The sequence below is a fragment of the Kribbella sp. NPDC003557 genome (genome assembly GCF_040610805.1).
Taxonomy (GTDB): domain Bacteria; phylum Actinomycetota; class Actinomycetes; order Propionibacteriales; family Kribbellaceae; genus Kribbella.
Genome location: NZ_JBEXMY010000001.1, coordinates 230,786 through 244,685 on the forward strand (window position 1 = coordinate 230,786; position 13,900 = coordinate 244,685).

At 70.2% G+C, this 13,900-nt stretch carries 14 protein-coding genes; 3 read left to right on the forward strand and 11 right to left on the reverse strand.

Annotated elements, in window-relative coordinates:
* Together ABZW60_RS01100 and ABZW60_RS01105 are read right to left on the reverse strand one after the other, a co-directional pair.
* Entirely contained in the window at nucleotides 1-1,302 is a 1,302-nt protein-coding gene (locus ABZW60_RS01100) for a D-arabinono-1,4-lactone oxidase (RefSeq protein ID WP_355472726.1), read from the reverse strand.
* Nucleotides 1,299-2,453, reverse strand: a complete 1,155-nt coding sequence (locus ABZW60_RS01105) for an amino acid deaminase/aldolase (RefSeq protein WP_355472728.1) — start codon at nucleotides 2,451-2,453, stop codon at nucleotides 1,299-1,301. The genes ABZW60_RS01100 and ABZW60_RS01105 overlap by 4 nt, the downstream gene beginning before the upstream one ends.
* A 149-nt stretch (nucleotides 2,454-2,602) precedes the next feature.
* Between ABZW60_RS01105 and ABZW60_RS01110 the strand changes: the two genes are divergently transcribed.
* Nucleotides 2,603-3,598: an alpha/beta hydrolase gene (locus ABZW60_RS01110; protein WP_355472730.1), complete on the forward strand. Its 996-nt coding sequence runs from the start codon at nucleotides 2,603-2,605 to the stop codon at nucleotides 3,596-3,598.
* Here the strand turns inward: ABZW60_RS01110 and ABZW60_RS01115 are convergent.
* From ABZW60_RS01115 to dapC, 3 genes are all read right to left on the reverse strand, one after another.
* Complete coding sequence (locus ABZW60_RS01115) at nucleotides 3,588-4,259, reverse strand: hypothetical protein (RefSeq protein WP_355472732.1); 672 nt, start codon at nucleotides 4,257-4,259, stop codon at nucleotides 3,588-3,590. The genes ABZW60_RS01110 and ABZW60_RS01115 overlap by 11 nt on opposite strands.
* 104 nt (nucleotides 4,260-4,363) lie before the next feature.
* Nucleotides 4,364-5,509: a M15 family metallopeptidase gene (locus ABZW60_RS01120; protein WP_355472734.1), complete on the reverse strand. Its 1,146-nt coding sequence runs from the start codon at nucleotides 5,507-5,509 to the stop codon at nucleotides 4,364-4,366.
* A gap of 287 nt (nucleotides 5,510-5,796) precedes the next feature.
* Nucleotides 5,797-6,897, reverse strand: a complete 1,101-nt coding sequence (gene dapC / locus ABZW60_RS01125; protein WP_355474473.1) for a succinyldiaminopimelate transaminase — start codon at nucleotides 6,895-6,897, stop codon at nucleotides 5,797-5,799.
* An 84-nt stretch (nucleotides 6,898-6,981) separates the two neighbouring features.
* Here dapC and ABZW60_RS01130 point away from each other — a divergent pair, with 84 nt between their 5' ends.
* Nucleotides 6,982-8,046, forward strand: a complete 1,065-nt coding sequence (locus tag ABZW60_RS01130) for an FAD-dependent oxidoreductase (protein ID WP_355472736.1) — start codon at nucleotides 6,982-6,984, stop codon at nucleotides 8,044-8,046.
* Between the two features lie 12 nt (nucleotides 8,047-8,058).
* Here the strand turns inward: ABZW60_RS01130 and ABZW60_RS01135 are convergent, their stop codons facing one another.
* The 6 genes from ABZW60_RS01135 to ABZW60_RS01160 form a co-directional block, all read right to left on the reverse strand.
* On the reverse strand, nucleotides 8,059-8,352 hold the full coding sequence (locus tag ABZW60_RS01135) for a co-chaperone GroES (protein WP_131362142.1): 294 nt from the start codon (nucleotides 8,350-8,352) through the stop codon (nucleotides 8,059-8,061).
* A 41-nt stretch (nucleotides 8,353-8,393) separates the two neighbouring features.
* Entirely contained in the window at nucleotides 8,394-8,657 is a 264-nt protein-coding gene (locus ABZW60_RS01140; RefSeq protein WP_355472738.1) for a DUF3618 domain-containing protein, read from the reverse strand.
* Nucleotides 8,658-8,735: 78 nt separating this feature from the next.
* Complete coding sequence (locus ABZW60_RS01145) at nucleotides 8,736-9,779, reverse strand: glucose 1-dehydrogenase (protein ID WP_355472740.1); 1,044 nt, start codon at nucleotides 9,777-9,779, stop codon at nucleotides 8,736-8,738.
* A 4-nt stretch (nucleotides 9,780-9,783) separates the two neighbouring features.
* Nucleotides 9,784-10,626 (reverse strand): transglutaminase family protein, encoded by an 843-nt coding sequence (locus ABZW60_RS01150; protein ID WP_355472741.1) that lies wholly within the window; start codon nucleotides 10,624-10,626, stop codon nucleotides 9,784-9,786.
* Nucleotides 10,623-11,567: an alpha-E domain-containing protein gene (locus ABZW60_RS01155; protein ID WP_355472743.1), complete on the reverse strand. Its 945-nt coding sequence runs from the start codon at nucleotides 11,565-11,567 to the stop codon at nucleotides 10,623-10,625. The genes ABZW60_RS01150 and ABZW60_RS01155 overlap by 4 nt, the downstream gene beginning before the upstream one ends.
* A 16-nt stretch (nucleotides 11,568-11,583) precedes the next feature.
* Nucleotides 11,584-13,164 carry a circularly permuted type 2 ATP-grasp protein gene (locus ABZW60_RS01160; protein WP_355472745.1) on the reverse strand — a complete coding sequence of 527 codons (1,581 nt, stop codon included), beginning with the start codon at nucleotides 13,162-13,164 and terminating at the stop codon, nucleotides 11,584-11,586.
* Between the two features lie 101 nt (nucleotides 13,165-13,265).
* Between ABZW60_RS01160 and bcp the strand changes: the two genes are divergently transcribed.
* The gene (bcp, locus tag ABZW60_RS01165) at nucleotides 13,266-13,733 is read left to right on the forward strand and encodes a thioredoxin-dependent thiol peroxidase (RefSeq protein ID WP_355472747.1); all 468 of its coding nucleotides are present in this window, start codon (nucleotides 13,266-13,268) and stop codon (nucleotides 13,731-13,733) included.
* The last annotated feature ends 167 nt before the right edge of the window (nucleotides 13,734-13,900 follow it).

Below are 13,900 nucleotides of genomic sequence, written 5' to 3' on the forward strand. Positions count from 1 at the left end.
CTAGCCTCCGAAGACCTGGCGGGTGTAGGGGTTCTCGAACGTTCGCTGCGGATCCAGCCGGTCGCGGACGGCGAGGAAGTCGTCGAAGCGCGGGTACCGGCCGCGCAGGCTGTCGGCCGTCAGCGTGTGCAGCTTGCCCCAGTGCGGCCGCCCGTCGTAGTCGGCGACGATGTCCTCGAAGGCCCGGAAGTACGGGTCGTGCGGCAGCCGGTGGTACTGGTGGATCGCGACGTACGCCGTGTCGCGGCCGGACGCCGTGGACAGCCAGATGTCGTCCGCCGCGGCCACCCGGACCTCGATCGGGAACGGGATCCGCGACCCGGACGCGTCGATCCACTCACGCAGCCGGCGGATCACGTCGACGACGTGCTCGCGCGGCACGGCGTACTCCGACTCGCGGAACACCACGTTGCGCTCGGAACAGAACACCTTGTACGACGCGTCCACGTACTCGCGGGCGGACAGCGCCCTGGACGCGAGCCGGTTGATCCGCGGCACCATGCCGGGCTGCCGCACCGCTAGCCGGTTGGTCAGCTCGAAGACCTTGTTGGACAGCAGCTCGTCGTCGATCCAGCCGCGGACCCGGCCGACCGGCGAGGCGCCGACGCCCGGCCCGACCCGGTTGTTCCGCTTGGTCAGCGCGATATCGGTGTGCGGGAACCAGTAGAACTCGAAGTGGTCGTTGCCGTCGGCAAGCTCATTGAACCCGTCCAGCACCTCGGGCAGCGGCAGCGGCATCTCCTGGGCGCGCAGCAGGAAGGCCGGCACGCACTGCAGGGTGAGCGAGCTGATCACGCCGAGCGCGCCGACCGAGACCCGGGCGGCGGCGAAGACGTCCGGGTTCTCGTCGGCCGAGCAGTGCAGCACCGACCCGTCCGCGGTGACCAGGTCGAGCGCGACGATTTGCGTGGCCAGGCCGCCGAGCCGCGCGCCGGTCCCGTGGGTGCCGGTGGAGATCGCGCCGGAGATCGTCTGCTTGTCGATGTCGCCGAGGTTCGCCATCGCGAGGTCGAACGCCGCGAGGCCCGCGTTCAGCTTCCGCAGCCCGGTGCCCGCGCCGACGGTCACCCGGCCGGACTCCCGGTCGGCGTGGGTGATCGAGGACAGCCCGTCGAGGCGGATCATCGCCTCCTGCGGCACCGAGCAGCCGGTGAACGAGTGCCCGGAGCCGACCGCCTTGAGCTTCTTGCCCTGCTCGGCCGCGGACTTGACCGCCGCCGCGAGCTCGTCGACGGAGCCCGGACGCAGGGCCTCGACCCCGGTCGCGGACTCGGTGCCCGCCCAGTTCCGCCAGGTGCTCATCCGAAGTTCTTCCCTTCGCCGCGGTAGGTGACCAACTCGCTCACCTGCTCGCCGTCAATCGCGTGCACGACGTCGAACCGCTCCAGCATCTCGCCGGCCTTCGCGTAGCGCATCCACACTCTGTCTCCGAGACGCAGCCGATCGGCCGATTGTCCCTGGACCGGGGTCTGCACCTCGCCGGCGCCTTCGGTGCCCAGGAGCTTCAGTCCGGACGGCGCGGCGGGCAGCGGCAGGCGCGACTTCTTCGCCGGCCCCGACGCGACGTACCCACCGCCGAAGAGCGTGGCGATCCGCGGCGCGGGCCGTCGTACGACGTCCAGCGCGTACGCCATCGCGTGCTCCGGCTGGAACACGTCGTACTTGTCGAAGAGGGTCGGGCCGTAGAGACCGGAGCCCGCGGTGACCTCGGTGACGACAGGATCGGCGCTGCTGATCTCCAGGCTGCCCGTACCGCCGCTGTTGACGATCCGGAGCGGCGCGACCTGCTTGACCGCGTCGACAACGGCGCCGCGCCGCTCGGCGAGCTCGGCGGCCGAACGGCGCTTCACCCAGCGGACGGCCGGCGACGTGTCCGGGAGACCGGCGATCTGCGCCTCGTAGAACATCACACCGGTCAGCTCGAACGCGTCGTCGGCGGCGACCGTGCGCGCGAGCGCCGCGACCTCGGCCGGGGTGCGCAGCGGGGACCTCCGGACGCCGAGGTGCCGGCCGAGAACCCGCAGCGAGGCGTCGACGTCGAGGCAGACCTGGATCCGGGCAGGGCCGGTCGCGACGGCCTTGATGTACCCGAGGTGCTCCGGAGAGTCGATCATCAGCGTGATCCGTGCGGCCGCCGCCGTGTCCTGCGAGAGCTCGCGGAGCGCGGCCCGGTGGGTCGTCGGGTAGCCGATCAGGATGTCGTCGACCCCGTTGCGCGCCAGCCAGAGCGCCTCCGGCAGCGCGTAGCTCATCAACCCGTGGAAGCCGGGCCGCTCGAGCGCGGCCGAGATCAGCGCGCGGCAGCGGACCGACTTGGAGGCGATCCGGATCGGCGTCCCGGCGGCGCGCCGGACCAGGTCGTCGGCGTTGCGCCGGAACGCGGCGAGGTCGATCACCGCGTACGGCGCGTCCAGCCGCGCGGTCAGTCGGGCATACCGGTCGAAGTCACCCATAACCGGAGTGTAGGACACGAAATACTGAAAGGTAATACAACTTCTGCGGTGGTGTGTGGACCGACCAGTGGATCTCACGGGTTCGACCGGGTTCCCACCCGGGCGAATCTGAGGGCGTACCGAACCTCGCCCGACCAGAAAGGTCCCTCATGAACGTCAGCCGCCGCACCCTCCTCCGGACCACCGGCGCCGCCGCCCTCGCGGCCGGTGTCGTCCCGCTCGTCACCGGCGGGGCGGCCGCGACACCCAAGCTCCCCTTCGGCCCGGTGAAGCAGATCGACGCCGGCGTCCTCAACGTCGGGTACGTCGAACTCGGGCCCGCGCACGGCACGCCGGTGCTGCTGCTGCACGGATTCCCGTACGACATCCACAGCTTCGAGGAGGTCGCCCCGCTGCTCGCCCGCCGCGGCTACCGCGTCGTCGTGCCCTACCTGCGCGGCCACGGCAGTACGACGTTCCGCTCGGCCGGTACGCCCCGCAACGTGGACCAGGCGGCGTTCGCGCTCGACATCCTCGCGCTGATGGACGCACTCGGGATCCAGCGTGCCGTGCTGGCCGGCTACGACTGGGGCTCGCGCACCGCGGACATCATCGCGGCGCTGTGGCCGGAGCGCGTGCAGGCGCTCGTCTCGGTCACCGGGTACCTGATCACCAACCTCGAAGCGAACAAGGGCCCGCTGCCGCCCGCGGCCGAGAACGCCTGGTGGTACCAGTACTACTTCGCCACCGAGCGCGGCGTGCAGGGCCTGCACCAGTACAAGCAGGAGCTCGGCGAGTTCATCTGGAAGTTCAACTCGCCGACCTGGAAGTTCAGCGCCGCGACGTACGCCCGGACCGCGGCGGCCTTCGGCAACCCGGACTGGGAGGCCATCGTGATCGGCAACTACCGGTGGCGGCAGAGCCTGATCCCCGCCGAGCCGGAGTACGCCGAGCTCGAGGCGAATCTGCAGAACGCGCCGAAGATCGCGGTGCCGACGATCACGATCGACGGACGCCACGACCCGTTCACGCCGGCCGGCGACGGGTCGTCGTACCGGGATCACTTCATCGGGCGCTACGAGCACCGCACGTTCGACGTGGGGCACAACGTGCCGCAGGAGGCGCCGCGGGAGTTCGCGCGGGCGGTGGTCGACGCTAGCCGATGACGGCTTCCAGGGCTGGTACGACGGTGTGCGCCCAGTCGGACTGCTTGTCCGCCTGGGGGGAGCTTGTCGCAAGCAGGGCCACCGTCGCGCCCTTCACTACCGACACGTCTACGTAAGACTCGGCTCCGGCGTACGAACGCACTGCGGTGGCGGCTGTGGCGTCGGCCCAGAGCCCTTTGACGCCCAGGTCGCCGCCGGTGCCGCAAGCCTTCATACGGGCTTGGTAACCGGCGTAGTAGGCGCCGGCCTGCGTCGAGTTGGTGAAGCGGAGCAGGAGCGCGGTGGCAGGTAACGCGTCCGCGGTGCGGTAGCTGCCGGTCAGCGCGTAGGCCGGGATGGGCAGTGAGCCGTTGACCGTGCGGCCGGCGCAGCCGGAGGGCAGGGCTTCGTAGGCGGCCTGGTGTGGGTCACGGCGACGGGTCCAGGTGTTGTTGCCGATGAAGCCGGCCTCGGCCCCACCTGGGTCGGTGTAGGTCTTCCAGCCCGCGCCGAGCTTCTCCGGCGCCGGGAGGTTGGCTGCTGTGAGTGGACCGGCGTTGGGCGGCGGCGGTGCGGTCGCCTGCTCGGGCAGCTCGGGTGGGAGCGCGGCGTCGGTCGGCTTGGTGCTGGGCAGCGTGGTCGGTGGCACCGGCACCGTCCCGCTGACCGTGGAAGGAATCACCGGCGTCGGTCTGGGCGTTGAGCTCGGGGCCGGTTGCTCCGCAGCCGAGTTGGAGCTGCAGCCGACGAGGACTGCGGCCAGGACACCTGCGACTACTGCGGTTCTCACTTGGGCTCGAAGTGCTGGTAGTCGGGCTTGGACCAGCCGGCGCCCCAGAAGTACCCCTGTCCGACCAGGGCCTTCGTGGCGACGCTGCTGGAGAACAGCATGCCGGGGCGCACCACGGACCGGTTGCGGTAGGCCAGCCCGTTCGACGGGTACCAGACGCCGTTCGCGGCCAGGTACGGGTTCTCGACGGTGTTGATGTCGATCGCCCAGCCGTAGGAGTGCGGCGACAACGAGTACGGATCGCCGGTGACGCGGCGGCAGTTGAACGCCGACGTGTTGTCGGCCGCCATCGACTTGATGTCGCTGCCGCCGAACACGTCCACCCGGCGCATCTGCCGGATCGGGAACTTGGAGGCGAACGTCGAGGTCCACACGGTGATCATCTTCGCCACCGCCGCGTCACGCAGGATCAGCTCGCCGCGGTGCACACGGCCGTCGAAGCCCCAGTAGTTCAGCTGCAGCAGCCGCAGCGACGAGGGCCGCACCGGGCAGCCGCTGCGGTACGTGTACGGAACCATCGCGGCGGACACGGCGTACACCTTGGGGTTCAGGGCCGCCTTGATCACGATCGTCGCGAGGCCCGAGTACTCCATCGCGGCCTGGGTGACGTAGCGCGTGACCACGCGGACGGTCCGGGTCTTGGGCAGGTCGTCGGGGACCCTCAACCGGAAGTTGCCCGCCGCATCCATCTTGGCGATGTTGAGTAGTCCCCACCGGCCGCTGCCGAGGTACTCCTGCAGCGCGAGCTCCTTGCCCGGCTCGGCCGGGACCATCCGGCCGGTGACCGACACGCCGGTCAGCGTCGCGTACCAGGACGCCGGGGTGTTGAGCAGGATCTTCCGGTCCTGGATCGGCACGGTCCGGTAGTCCGAGATCGCGAGCGCCGTCTCGGCCTTGACGCCGATCATCGTGCGGAACGCCCAGGTCCCCGTGTACGCCGAGACGTAGCTGAAGCGGTACGCGCCGCCGGTCGTGGTGCGGGTCGACGCGCGCAGCACCCAGGCGCCGGGAACGCGCTGCCACAGCGTGATGTACGACCCGGTGATCGGCTGGCTGATCTTGCCGGTGAAGATCGTCGGCTTGTCCTCCCACGAGGCAGCCGGCTGGTCCAGCGTGATCGACCAGGCCGCCGCGGGAGTCACAGCAGCCGACTGCGTGGGCGTCGGCTTTGGCGTCGGAGTCGACGTCGGTGTTGGAGTCGGTGTAAGGCTCGGAGCCGGTGTAGGCGTCTCGGTCGGAGTCGCAGACGGCGTGACGCTCGGCGAAGGAGAGTCCTCCGCGTGCGCTACGCCGACAGAGCCGAGACTCAGCACAACAGCGACTGCTACCCCCACGAAGCGCTTCATCCGCCCCACCCTCCCTGGACATCACGTACCCCTTATAAGAGGCAGTCACACAGGAAGACGTCACACGAAGACGGGAAGTTCTTTCATTCCTGCAGTCGTTTCACCGCGGCGTCGACGCGCTCGTCGGTCCCGGTGAGCGCGACACGGACGTGCCGCTCGCCCGCGGCGCCGTAGAACGCACCGGGTGCGACCAGGATGCCCCGGTCCGCCAGTGCGCCGACGGAGCCGTACGCGTCGTACTCCGGGTGCGACGCCCACAGGTACAGCCCGCCGTTCGACAGGGTGATCTCCCAGCCCGCGTCGGTCAGCGCGTCCCGCAGGACGGCGCGGCGACGCAGGTAGCGGGCACGCTGCTCCTCCACGTGCGCGTCGTCGGCGAACGCGGCGGCCATCGCTGCCTGGATCGGCGACGGCACCATCAGCCCGGCGTGCTTGCGGACGGCGAGCAGCTCCGCCACGACCGTCTCGTCGCCGGCCACGAAGCCACCGCGGTACCCGGCCAGGTTGGAGCGCTTCGACAGCGAGTGCACCGCCAGCAGGTTGTCGAAGCTGCCGCCGGACACGTCCGGGTGCAGCACGGAGACCGGCTTCTCGTCCCAGCCGAACTCGGTGTAGCACTCGTCGCTGACCAGCAGGACGTCGTTCGCCCGGGCCCACTCGACGGCGCGCCGCAGGTCGTCGGGCGAGGTGATCTCACCGGACGGGTTGCGCGGCGAGTTCAAGTACGCGACCCGGACCGGGCCGTCGTACGTCGTCGGGTCCACGACCGGCACGCTGGCCGCCCGGGCGAGCGCGGCGCCCGCCTCGTACGTCGGGTAGGCCAGGTCCGGGATCAGGACGGTGTCGCCGGCCCCGATGCCGAGCAGCGTCGGGAGCATCATGATCAGCTCCTTGGTGCCGATCACGGGCAGGACGCCGCGCTGCGGGTCCACGCCGGTCACGCCGAGCCGTCGCGCCATCCAGTCCACGGCCGCCTGCCGCGCCGCCGACGTGCCGATCGTGGTCGGGTAGGCCGGGGCGTCCGCGGCGTCGGCCAGCGCCTGCTTCACCAGCGCCGGCACCGGGTCCACCGGACTGCCGACAGACAGGTCGACGATGCCGTCCGGGTGGGCGGCCGCCTGCTGCTTGAAGGGGTCGAGCTTGTCCCACGGGAAGTCGGGCAACCGGCTGGAGGTCTCGAAGATCACCCGCCTATTCTCCCCTACCCGCTCGGCAGGTGAGATCGACTGTCCACTTCACTACGATCTGTGCGGACAGGGGGTGACCGGATGACGTACGACGTGGCGGTGGTCGGGGCCGGCGCGATGGGGTCGGCCGCGGCACGCGCACTGGCCGGGGCGGGACGAGAGGTCGTCGTCCTGGAGCAGTTCACGCTGGGGCACGAGCGGGGCGGGTCACACGGCGCCACACGGCTGTTCCGGCCGGCTGCGGACAACGCGGAGATCGCTGAGCTGACCGAGAGGGCCCGGCCGCTGTGGCGGGAGCTGGAGGCGGAGTCGGGCGAGACACTGCTCGAGGAGACCGGCGGGATCGACCACGGGATGAGTGAGGCGGCCGTCGACACCTTCCGCTCGTTGCACGCGGCAACCGGCGCGGTGCTGACCGCGGCGGAGGCCACGGAGCGCTGGCCGGGGTTCCGGTTCGAGACCGCGGTGCTGTACCAGCCGGGGTCGGGCCGGTTGTACGCCGACCGGACCGTGCACGCGCTACAGGTCGTGGCTGCTCGACTGGGTGCCGAGTTCCGCGTGCAGTCGCCGGTCCGAGCGCTACGGCCGTACGACGGGATGGTCGAGCTCGACGTACCGGGGGGTGCGGTGCGCGCGCGGCACGTCGTACTGACGGCCGGTCCGTGGACTCCGAGGCTGGCCGACGGACTGGTGTCGCTGCCGCCGTTCAGGGTGACGCAGGAGCAGCCGCGGTTCTTCACGCCCGTGTCGGCCGGACTGGAATGGCCCAGCTTCGTGCACCACGGCCCTGAGAGCTACGGCCTCTACGAGCCCGGCTCCGGCGTCAAGGTCGGTCTGCACGCGAGCGGGCCTGAGGTCGACCCGGACACGCGGGACTTCCAGCCGGAGCCGGAGCGCGACGCGGCCCTGCTGCGGTACGTCGAGGAGTGGTATCCGGGGCTCGACTCCGGCAGGTCCACGGCGATCAGCTGCCTCTACGACAACACCCCGACGTCCGACTTCGTCATCGACCGCGCGGGGCCGGTCACGGTCGCGGCTGGATTCTCCGGCCAGGGCTTCAAGTTCGTGCCGCTGGTCGGCGCCTTCGTCCGCGACCTGGTCACCGGGGCGGGAAAGGCGCCGACGCGCTTCGGCTTCCAGAAGTAACTCAGAGGTAGTTCAGAGGTAGAGGCCGGTCTGGCCGTCCTCCAGGCGGCCGGCGGCCACCGCGTGCAGGTCCCGCTCGCGCAGCAGGATGTAGTCGTCGCCGCGCACCTCCACCTCGGCCCGGTCCTCCGGGTCGAACAGCACCCGGTCGTCGACCTCGACCGTGCGCACGTTGGCGCCGATCGCGACGACCTTGGCCCAGGCCAGCCGACGGCCCATCTGCGCGGTGGCGGGGATCAGGATGCCCGCCGACGACTTGCGCTCGCCCTCCTGCTCGAGGGAGACCAGGACGCGGTCGTGCAGCATCCGGATCGGCAGCTTGTCGTCGGAGAGCCGCTTGCGTGGAGTCACCGGCGACCCACCAGGCGGCGGATCACCAGCAGCACACCGACGACACCGGCGACGGCCCCCGCGACCGCGAGGATCTTCTGGGTCCGCAACTGCCCCTGCTCGTCGAAGACCTGGGACTTCGCCTGCTCGACCTGGCGCAGTGCGAGGTTCTTCGGGCTGGCCCGGTCGACCAGCTCGTCCACGGTCGAGGCCAGGCGCGCACGGGTGGCGGCGATATCCGCCTCGATCTGCTCGGCGGTCCGAGCGTTCGGGTCCGACACGAGTCGGCGCTCCCTTCCATCGCGGGGCAGCTCGGGGCATGGCCCGGTCTGCCCTTCGTCATCCACCATCCTCGCAGGTCATCGCCGCAAGTCCACGACCACCTTGATGTCATCCGGTTCCCGCACCAATGCGGCCGGCCAGTCGGACAGCGGCACGCTCCGGGTGACCAGCCCCTCCAGCCAGGCCCGGTCCGCCGCCAGCAGCACGTCGACCGCGCTCGCATAGTGGCGCTTCCCCGCGTTCACCGTCCCGACCAGTGCGGCGTTGCGGACGACCAGCTGCCGCACCAGCGCGTCGAGCTGCACGTTGACCGTTGCGGGGCCGGGGTGGATGCCGGCCAGGCACATGACACCAGCCGGCGGCAGCAGGGATGCGCAGTCGAACACCAGCTGCCCGGCACCGGTCGCCTCGATCACCACGTCCGGTACGACGTCCAGCTGCCCCAGGTCAGTCAGGTACGTCCCGCCGAGCGCCCGGACCAGCTCGGGCTTCGGCCCGTCCATGACCCGGTCCAGCACGTGTACGTCGTACCCGCGCTGCTTGGCGATCAGTGCGGCGAGCAGCCCGATCGGACCGGCGCCCGTCACGAGCACGTGCCGCGGGGCGAACCACGACCGGGCGCCGACCTGGTCCACCTGCTCCCACGCCTTGGTGAGGATGCTGGCCGGCTCCACGAGAACCCCGAGCTCTCCCAGCTCAGCCGGCACCGGTACGGCGAAGTAGGGGTCCACGCGCCAGCGCTCGGCGCCGTACCCGTCCATCTCCTTGATGCCGCGCTCGGTGTACTGCCCGTTGCGGCAGAAGTCCCACTCGCCACGCGCACACGCCACGCAGGGCACCGGGTCGGGCCGGCGTACCACTCCGGCGACCAGGTCGCCGGGTGCGAAGCCCGAGCCCAGCGGCGCCTCCAGCACCTGCCCGACCGACTCGTGTCCGATAACGAGCCGGTCCGCGCCCGGGCGGCCGCTGCCGAACGCGCCGGAAACCAGCTCGAGGTCGGTCCCGCAGATGCCTGTCAGCAGGCCCTGCACCAGGATCGATCCGTCGGCGACGGGTGGCTCCGGGACGTCACCCACTGTCGCCGAGTCAGACTTCCCCGGCGTGACTGTCATGGCCCGCATCGGCTCAGGCTAGCCGGGTCATGTCGACGGTCACCTCGATGGCTGTCGCCGCGCCGCCGGAGTAGATGCCCTTCAGCGGCGACACGTCCGCGTAGTCCCGGCCGGTCGCCACCCACACGTGCCGGTGCCCGATCGAGATGTCGTTGGTCGGGTCGAAGCCCCACCACTGCCCGGTCCAGGCCTCGATCCACGCATGGCTCTCGCCGACGACCTTCTCGCCCACCGCGGCGTCCGGCTTGGTGTGCAGGTAGCCCGACACGTAGCGGGCCGGGACACCGACCGCGCGGAGCATGGCCAGCGTCAGGTGCGCGTAGTCCTGGCAGACGCCCTCACCGGCCTGCCAGGCGTCGACGGCGGACGAGTGCACACCGGTCGTGCCGCGCTGGTACTTCAGCTTGTCGTGGACCCACTTGGAGACCGCCAGGACGGTCTCCTCCGGCGTACGGCCCTTGCGCAACGAGCGGGCGACCGCAGACAGCTCCCGATGCTTGGGGACGTAGCTGGTCCATTCGAGGAACTCGGCGTACGTGTCCAGGACCTCAGGTGACTTCAGCTGGACCCAGGTCACCTCGGCGGTCGGTGCGGCCTGGTCGGTCGTCTCGACGACCGAGGCCGCAACCACCTTCAGCTCGGTGTGCGGCGTCTGCAGGTCGAACGCGTTGACCTCAGTACCCCAGTAGTCCGTGTACTTGTAGGCACGGGCCGCCGGAACGGTCTCCAGACGAGCAACCATAAGGTTCTGCCGGTTGTCGTGCCGCGGGGTCAGTCTGGCCTCGTTGTACGACTGCGTGACCGCCGTCGCGTACCTGTAGCCCGTCGTGTGGACAACGCGCAGACGCCAGTTCACAGGTTCACCTCCGCGTTGTTCCACTCGATCCACGGCACCGCGTGGAAGTACTGCCGCGACACTGCCTCGCCCACCTCGCGGACCGTCGTCTGCAGGGCCTGGAGTCTGCCGGTCAGGTCGTCCAGCAGGTCAGCCGGCCGCAGGAACTCCAGATCGCTCCGCGCCTTGCCCAGCAACCGCGACGCCTCCGCCCCGGCGCCTATCCGGGCCGAAGGCCCGTGGTCCAGGTGGTCGAGACAGGACTCCGCCTGCTGCAACGCGTGAAACACGGACCGCGGGAACAGCCGGTCCAGCAGCAGGAACTGCACCACCCGAGACGCGTCGAGCGCACCGCGGTACGTCCGCAGGTACGTGTCGTGAGCGCCCGCGGAGCGCAGTACCGTCACCCAGCCCGGCGAGGTCGGCCGGTCGCCGACCCGGGACATCAGCAGCCGGACGATCATGTCGACCCGCTCCACCGACCGCCCGAGGACCAGGAACCGCCAGCCGTCGTCCCGGCTCATCGTGGAGTCGGCCAGCCCGGCGAACATCGCGGCCCGGTCCTCCACGAACGTGAAGAACTCGTGCGGCCCCACCCGCCGCGCGGCGCGCTGCCGCTCGGGGACGGCGTTCCACATCGCGTTGATGCACTGCCACAGCTCGCTCGACACCACCTCCCGCGCGACCCGGGTGTTCTCCCGTGCGCTGGCGATCGAGGACACGATCGACCCGGTCTCCGGTGACATCGCGACCAGCTCGGTCAGGCCCCACACGTCCAGCTCGCTGCCGTCGGGCGGAGTGATGCCGAGGACCGAGAGCAGCCGGCGGCTGGCCGTGTCGGCGTCGACGGTGGCGTCCTCGAGCAGCTGGTGCACCGAGACGTCCAGGATCCGCGCGGTGTCGTCCGCGCGTTCGACGTACCGGCCGATCCAGTACAGCGACTCGGCGTTGCGTGCGAGCATCGTCAGCACCTCCCCATCACTGTTGCTGCTGCTGTTGGGCGACGTTCAGCTCCGGCCCCTGCTCCGGCGTACTGTCCGACTTCACCGAGGGCGTTCCCAGACCCGGACCGCGCAGCTCGGCGTCCTCCCCGGAGGCCCTGGGCGCCAGCACCCAGGTGTCCTTGGAGCCGCCGCCCTGTGACGAGTTGACGACCAGACTGCCTTCCGGAATCGCCACCCTGGTCAGGCCGCCCGGCAGAACGAACACGTCCTCGCCGTCGTTGACCGCGAACGGCCGCAGGTCCACGTGGCGCGGCTGCAGCCGTTCACCGACCTTCGTCGGCACAGTGGACAGCTGGACGACGGGCTGCGCGATCCAGCCGCGTGGATTGGCCCTGATCCGGCGTCGCTGCGCCTGCAGCTCCTTCGGCGACGCGTCCGGGCCGAAGACGATGCCGTACCCGCCGGAGCCTTCCACCGGCTTCGTGACCAGCTCGTCGAGGCGGTCCAGTACTTCTGCCTGCTCCGCGGGCAGCCAGCACCGGTAGGTGTCGACGTTCGGCAGCAGCGGCGTCTCACCGAGGTAGTACTTCAGGATCTCCGGCAGGTACGTGTAGATCAGCTTGTCGTCGCCGACACCGTTGCCGATCGCATTGGCGATCACCACGTTGCCCGCGCGCGCCGCGTTCACCAGACCGGCGACACCGAGCACGGAGTCCGGTACGAACTGCACAGGGTCCAGGAAGTCGTCGTCGATCCGCCGGTAGATCACGTCGACCCGCTGCTCACCCTCCGTGGTCCGCAGGTAGATGACGTTGTTGCGGGCGAACAGGTCCCGCCCCTCGACCAGTTCCACGCCCATCTGACGGGCCAGCAGCGAGTGCTCGAAGTACGCCGAGTTGTAGACGCCCGGCGTCAGCACGACGACGTTCGGATCGGTGGCGCTCGGTGGAGCGGCAGCCCGGAGCGCCCGGAGCAGATGGACGGCGTAGTCACCGACCGCGCGGACCCGGTGCTTGGCGAACAGGTCCGGGAACACCCGCGCCATCGTCCGGCGGTTCTCCATCACGTACGACACCCCCGACGGGCTGCGCAGGTTGTCCTCCAGCACCCGGAAGTCGCCCTGCTCGTCACGCACCACGTCGATCCCCGCCACGTGGATCCGGACGCCGTTCGGAGGTGCGATCCCGGCGGCCTGCCGGTGGAAGTGCTCACAGGAGGTGATCAGCCGGCGCGGCAGGACGCCGTCCGCGACGATCTGCTGGTCCCCGTAGATGTCGGCGAGGAACGCCTCCAGCGCCCGCACCCGCTGCACGACACCACGCTCCAGCCGCGACCACTCCGACGCCGTGATCACCCGCGGCACCAGGTCCAGCGGGAACGGCCGCTCCTCGCCGGACAGGCTGAACGTGATCCCCTGGTCCACGAGCGCCCGGTCGAGCGCCTCCGACCTGGCCGTCAGGTCGGCGGGCTGCAACGGCTCCAGCGAGTCGTGCAGCCGCTTGTACGCCGTCCGCACGCCGTCGACCGGATCGAACATCTCGTCGTACGCCCCGGCATGCGGGCGGCGCGGGTCCAGATAGCCGTCGAACAGCCGGCGGGACGGTATGCGGCTCATCTGCGCATCTTCACCCACCGCGGCGCCGCTCGCACCTCCAACCGGCGGCAGTTTTCGCGCACGTAACATTGCGCGCAGCAGCCCAACCCGTGGAGGACCTGATGTCCGATCGTCTGTCCGTCGGCGACACCGCACCCGACTTCACCCTGCCCGATGCCGACGGCAACGACGTGGCACTGGCCGGTCTGCGCGGCAAGAACGTGATCGTCTACTTCTACCCGGCCGCGATGACCCCGGGCTGCACCAAGCAGGCCTGCGACTTCCGCGACTCGCTCGACTCGCTGCAGGCCGCCGGGTACGCCGTCCTCGGCATCTCCCCCGACAAGCCGGCCAAGCTGGCCAAGTTCCGCGACCGCGACGGCGTGACGTTCCCGCTGCTCAGCGACCCGGACAAGGAGGTGCTGACCGCGTACGGCGCGTTCGGCGAGAAGACCATGTACGGGAAGAAGGTGACCGGCGTGATCCGGTCCACGTTCGTCGTCGACCCGGACGGGAAGATCGCGGTCGCGCAGTACAACGTGAAGGCGACCGGCCACGTCGCCAAGCTGCGTCGCGACCTCGGCCTGTGAGAAGCCCTGTGGAACGGCTGTGAAAAGGCACCTCCTTGCGAGCGTTACCGGAGGGAAACCTTCGACCGTTTCATGAGGGTGGTCCATGGAACGGTCGTTTGAGCAAAGTCCTGCTGTGATTTGGGTCACACGAAAGTCTCAGCGCATCGCAGCGGAGTCGATACGCA

Bases quoted from the DNA above. Each gene is read 5' to 3' on its own strand.
- ABZW60_RS01100 (WP_355472726.1), bottom strand. From the start codon at position 1,302: ATGAGCACCTGGCGGAACTGGGCGGGCACCGAGTCCGCGACCGGGGTC.
- ABZW60_RS01105 (WP_355472728.1), bottom strand. From the start codon at position 2,453: ATGGGTGACTTCGACCGGTATGCCCGACTGACCGCGCGGCTGGACGCG.
- ABZW60_RS01110 (WP_355472730.1), top strand. From the start codon at position 2,603: ATGAACGTCAGCCGCCGCACCCTCCTCCGGACCACCGGCGCCGCCGCC.
- ABZW60_RS01130 (WP_355472736.1), top strand. From the start codon at position 6,982: ATGACGTACGACGTGGCGGTGGTCGGGGCCGGCGCGATGGGGTCGGCC.
- ABZW60_RS01135 (WP_131362142.1), bottom strand. From the start codon at position 8,352: ATGCTGCACGACCGCGTCCTGGTCTCCCTCGAGCAGGAGGGCGAGCGC.
- ABZW60_RS01145 (WP_355472740.1), bottom strand. From the start codon at position 9,779: ATGCGGGCCATGACAGTCACGCCGGGGAAGTCTGACTCGGCGACAGTG.
- ABZW60_RS01155 (WP_355472743.1), bottom strand. From the start codon at position 11,567: ATGCTCGCACGCAACGCCGAGTCGCTGTACTGGATCGGCCGGTACGTC.
- ABZW60_RS01160 (WP_355472745.1), bottom strand. From the start codon at position 13,164: ATGAGCCGCATACCGTCCCGCCGGCTGTTCGACGGCTATCTGGACCCG.
- bcp (WP_355472747.1), top strand. From the start codon at position 13,266: ATGTCCGATCGTCTGTCCGTCGGCGACACCGCACCCGACTTCACCCTG.